The following is a 5,037-nucleotide window of genomic DNA, read 5'->3' on the forward strand; positions in this document are numbered from 1 at the left end:
GCAATAGACCCACCGTACCGGGATGATCTGGATGGCTGACAACGAATCGCTCCAGCGCCACGACCATGGCCGCCACGGAGCCCTTCATGTCGGCCGCGCCACGACCGTAAAGCAGACCATGGCGCTCGGCCGGTTCGAACGGTGGCGACGTCCAGTTCTCCTCCGGTCCGGTCGGCACCACATCGGTGTGGCCAAGGAAAGCGAGAACCGTCCCGCCAGCGCCATGGGTGGCCCAAAGATTGTCGACATCGCCAAAGCGAAGGTGCTCGATGCGAAAGCCCACGGCCGAAAGACGATCCGCGATCAACGGCAGGCAGCCGGCATCCTCCGGCGTTACCGAGCGTCGACGGATGAGATCACGGGTGAGATCGATGACGGAGGACATGGGCTCGCTTGCCTTACTTGCCGAAGCGTTTCTTGAACGCGTTGTCAGTGAAGCCGACGGAAACCTCGTCGCCGTGGACCACCACCGGTCGCTTGATCAGCGCCGGATACTCCTTCAGCAACAGCGTCCACTCGGGATCGCTGCGCGGATCCTTGCGCTGCGGCAACAGGGTGCGCCACGTCGTGGATGCCTTGTTGACCAGCTTCTCCCAACCGCCGAGCTTCTCCGCCCACACTTTCAGCGTCGCCGACGGCACCGGGTTTGCCCGGTAATCGACGAACGCGTGAGCCACCTCGAAACGCGTTAGCCAGTTGCGCGCCTTCTTGCAGGTGTCGCAGGTGGGCAGGCCGTAGAGCGTGACCGTCATGCTCACTCGCCGCTGCGCAGGAGTTCGTTGATACCGGTCTTCGAGCGGGTCTTTTCGTCGACCTGCTTGACGATGATCGCGGCGTAGAGGCTGTGGCTGCCGTCCTTTGCCGGCAGGCTGCCGGCGACAACGACGCTTCCGGCAGGAACGCGGCCGTAGCTGACTTCGCCGGTGGCGCGGTTGTAGATACGGGTCGACTGGCCGAGGAACACGCCCATCCCGATCACCGATCCCTTCTCCACGACGACGCCCTCGACSACTTCSGAACGKGCGCCGATGAARCARTTGTCYTCGATGATSGTCGGGYYSGCCTGCAKCGGCTCSAGCACACCGCCGATGCCGACGCCGCCACTGAGATGCACGCCGGCACCGATCTGCGCACAGGAGCCCACTGTCGCCCAGGTATCGACCATGCTGCCCGCACCGACGTAGGCGCCGATGTTGGTATAGCTCGGCATCAGCACGGCGTCTTTGGCGATATGCGCGCCACGGCGGACCAGCGCGCCCGGCACGATGCGTGCGCCGAGGTTGGCATACTCCGTCGCGTCGCCGTCGGCGAAACGCAGCGGAACTTTGTCGAACGCGCTCGAGGGGCCGCCATCCATCACGCGATTACCGTTCATGCGGAAATACAGCAGAACGGCTTTCTTCAACCAGGCATTGACCGTCCAGCCGCCCTTGCCGTCCGGCTCGGCGACACGGCGCTCGCCGGATTCGAGCAGGTTGAGCACCTGGTCGACCGCCTCGCGGAGGCTGCCTTCGATTTCATTCTGGTTGAGGTCGGCACGACGTTCGAAAGCGTCGTCGATGAGGGACTCAAGCGTTTGCATCTGCATTCAAGCTGTTCCTGGGGTTTTCGAAACCGATGTGACGAAGCAGGCAGTCGCGCAGGATCTCACGGCGTTGCGGAGACAGCGGCGCGTTGCTGCGATCGGTCAGTTGGAAGAAATCTTCGACACGCTCACCGAACGTCGCGATACGCGCATCATGCACGCGCACCTCGGCTTCGGCCAGCGCCTGGGCAACCGCGGCGAGCAGGCCGGGCCGGTCGGTGCACACCAGGGCAAGCTGCGTGCGTTCGCCGGCATCGACGAATTCAATGCGCGGCGTCATCTGGAAGTGACGCAGGTGGCGCGACAGACTGCGCTTCGGGGGACTCTGGCCCGCCGCCTGATCGAGTGCGCGCAGCATGCGCGAGCGCAGTTCCTCGGCGCGCTGCAACGAGGCGGGCGCCTGCGAGTCCGACTCGAGCAACAGGAACGTATCCAGCGCCTTGCCCGTACTGGAAACGAGGATACGGGCCTCGACGACCGAGAACCGCAGGCGGTCGAGCATGGCCGTCACCGTGGCGAACAGGCCGTCGCGGTCGGGCGTGTAGATGAAGAGTTCCGTGCTGCCGCGCACGGAGAACGGATGGACCTCAACCAGCGGCGTGGCACCGCGGGTTCGCAGGATGGCCGCCGTCTGCCATGCGATCTGTTCGGGTCGGTGACGCAGGAAGCTGAGGTCCGGAAACTCCGACCATACGCTGGCGATGTCGTCGGCGGCCACGTGCTCCGCGACCAACATGGCGAGTGCACGCTCACGCGTCTCGCGCAAGCGCATGCCTGCGTGGGCGGGCGGCGTGAGATCGCTGCGCAGGGCGAAGCGCGTGGAGGTGTACAGATCGGCGAGCAGGCGGTCTTTCCAGGCGTTCCACAGTTTGGGACTGGTACCAATGATGTCGGCGATCGTCAGCAGGTACAGGTGATCCAGGTGTTCCCAGTCACCCACGGTGCCGCCGAAACGATGCACGACATCGGGATCGGTGATGTCCTGGCGCTGTGCCGTGGTGCTCATCAGCAGGTGGTGACGAACCAGCCAGGCGACCAGATCGGTCTCGTCCGCCGGCAGGCCAAGGCGCGCGCAAAAGGCGCGCGCATCTTCCTCACCGAGCGTCGAATGATCCCCGCCACGGCCTTTCGCGATGTCGTGGAACAGTGCTGCTAGGAGCATCAGCTCCGGCTTTTCGACGTGTGGCCAGATTTCGCAGGCAATGGGGAAATCACGCCGTGCGGCCGGATCGGCGAAACGCGCCACGTTGCGCAGGACTCGCAGCGTGTGCTCGTCCACGGTGTAAACATGGAACAGGTCGTACTGCATCCGACCGACCACCTTGCCGAACGCCGGCAGGATAGCGGCGAGCAAGCCGTGGCGATTCATCCGCCACAAGGCCTCCACGGCGGGTGCACCACGCCGCAGCAGCGCCAGGAAAGCGCTGAGTACCTGCGGGTCATCGGCCAGCGATTCGCCATGCAACGAAACGGCATGCTGGATGCGCCGCATGGTTTCGGCAGTAAAGCCGGTGATGCCCGGCTCGTCGAGCCGTGCGATGAAGATCTCCACCAGCGACGCCGGACGGCGCACGAAGAGCTGCGGATTTCGTAGCGAGATGCGCGAGCCGTGGCGAACGTAGTCCGTGCCCACTGGCAAAGCTTCCGTCGCGGGGTCGAGCATCTCCTCGAAGCGCTCGACCAGCTGCGTGCCGGAGCGCTCGATCTGCGTGGCCGCGCGGTAGTAGCCCTGCATGAACTGTTCGACGCCGAGGTTCTTCGCGTGTTCGTCCTCGAAACCCAGGCGCATGGCCAGGCCGCGCTGGTAGTCGAACAGCAGCCGCTCTTCCGCCCTTCCCGCCTCGAGGTGCAGGGCATAGCGGTAGCGTCGGAGGGTTTCCTCGGCACGCACCAGCTTGGTCGCTTCGACCGGCTCGAGCAGCCCTTCGGCCACCATGTCATCGAAATCCGGGGCATCGGCCAGGCGCCGGCCAAGCCAGCGCAAGGCATCGAGCGTGCGCAGCCCACCCGGACCGTCCTTGAGGTTGGGCTCGAGGTTCTGCGCCGTGTCGTCGTAACGGGCGTGGCGGGCGTCGCGCTCGGCAAGACGTGCGGCGAGGTACTGGCGCGGGGGCCACAGGGCCGGATCGTCGAGGATGCCGCGCAGGCTTTCGGCCAGGATGGGCCAGCCGGCGAGGCGTCGCGCGTCGAGAAGGCTGGTGAACACGCTGGCATCGCTGGCGGCAAGCTCGCGGCACTGTTCCACGGTACGCACGGCGTGGCCCGGCTTCAGTCCGATGTCCCACAGGCAGCCAAAGAAGCTCTCGAGGGCGCGGTGCAGCGCGGGCGAGGTTTCGGCGACGAGCGCCAGCAGATCGACGTCCGACGCGGGAAACAGCATGCCCCGTCCGAACCCCCCTACGGCAAACAGCGCACCGGCGGCCATGTCACCGAGGCAGGCGCCCCAGGCGTGGACGACGATGCGATCGACGATCTCCGACCGGCGTCGAGCGAGCGCCGAGGCGTCTTCACCTTCGCGGAAGGCGACGGTAAGCGACCGGTCCACATCGCCCAGCAGCTGGCGGAGCGAGCGCCGCGCTTCGGGCGATACACCCGAGCGCGGTACGACGGCGGGCAGGCGTGGAAGCGGCGGAAGCGTCACGTCGGAGCCCTTTCTGTGGTTGAGCGTCAGGCGGCGTCCGGCCAGGGGGTCAGGATCTCGAAGCCATCGTCGGTCACGGCGATGGTGTGCTCCCACTGGGCCGACAGGGAGTGGTCCTTGGTAACGACCGTCCAGCCATCGGGCAGCGACTTGGTCTGCGGCTTGCCGGCGTTGATCATCGGCTCGATGGTGAAGGTCATGCCCGGCTTGAGCTCCATGCCGGTGCCGTTACGGCCGTAATGAAGCACCTGTGGCTCGTCGTGGTAGACCTTGCCGATGCCGTGGCCGCAGTACTCGCGGACGACCGAGAAACCTGCCGCTTCGGCGTGCTTCTGAATGGCGGCGCCGACATCGCCCAGGGTGGCACCCGGCTTCACGGCGCGGATGCCCTGCATCATCGCCTCGAACGTCGTGTCGACCAGGCGTTTGGCCAGCACGCTCGGCGTGCCGACGAAATACATGCGGCTGGTGTCGCCGTGCCAGCCGTCCTTGATGACAGTGACGTCGATATTGACGATGTCGCCGTCCTTCAGGACCTTGGTTTCGGTCGGAATACCGTGGCAGATCACATGGTTGACCGACGTGCACACGGTCTTCGGGAAGCCCCGGTAGCCCACGTTGGCGGGGATCGCCTTCTGYACATTCACGATGTGATCGTGGGCGAGGCGGTCCAGTTCTTCGGTGGTGACACCGGGTTTGACGTGGGGCACGAGCATCGCGAGCACCTCGGCGGCCAGGCGGCCGGCCTCGCGCATGTGCTGGATCTCTTCGGGGGTCTTCGGTACGACGGCCATGATGGTTCTCTCTTTTC

Annotated in this window: 5 protein-coding genes; all 5 read right to left on the reverse strand. The window is 65.6% G+C overall.

Translation table 11 applies throughout. The features are described from left to right. On the reverse strand, positions 1 to 385 hold a 385-nt coding region (locus AC1DT2_RS15515; protein WP_477297281.1), incomplete at its 3' end, for a M20/M25/M40 family metallo-hydrolase. A gap of 13 nt (positions 386 to 398) precedes the next feature. Continuing rightward, positions 399 to 752, reverse strand: coding sequence for a Spx/MgsR family RNA polymerase-binding regulatory protein (locus AC1DT2_RS15520; RefSeq protein WP_477297283.1), 354 nt, complete (start codon positions 750 to 752; stop codon positions 399 to 401). 2 nt (positions 753 to 754) lie between these two features. Next, positions 755 to 1,582 (reverse strand): 2,3,4,5-tetrahydropyridine-2,6-dicarboxylate N-succinyltransferase, encoded by an 828-nt coding sequence (dapD, locus tag AC1DT2_RS15525; RefSeq protein ID WP_477297287.1) that lies wholly within the window; start codon positions 1,580 to 1,582, stop codon positions 755 to 757. Then, entirely contained in the window at positions 1,569 to 4,226 is a 2,658-nt protein-coding gene (glnD, locus tag AC1DT2_RS15530; protein WP_477297285.1) for a [protein-PII] uridylyltransferase, read from the reverse strand. Before glnD ends, dapD begins: the two co-directional genes overlap by 14 nt. A 26-nt stretch (positions 4,227 to 4,252) precedes the next feature. Next, positions 4,253 to 5,020 (reverse strand): type I methionyl aminopeptidase, encoded by a 768-nt coding sequence (map, locus tag AC1DT2_RS15535; protein ID WP_213948695.1) that lies wholly within the window; start codon positions 5,018 to 5,020, stop codon positions 4,253 to 4,255. Between the last annotated feature and the right edge of the window lie 17 nt (positions 5,021 to 5,037).

Source organism: Luteibacter sp. P4_E6 (assembly GCF_056401535.1).

Bases quoted from the DNA above. Each gene is read 5' to 3' on its own strand.
- AC1DT2_RS15520 (WP_477297283.1), bottom strand. From the start codon at position 752: ATGACGGTCACGCTCTACGGCCTGCCCACCTGCGACACCTGCAAGAAG.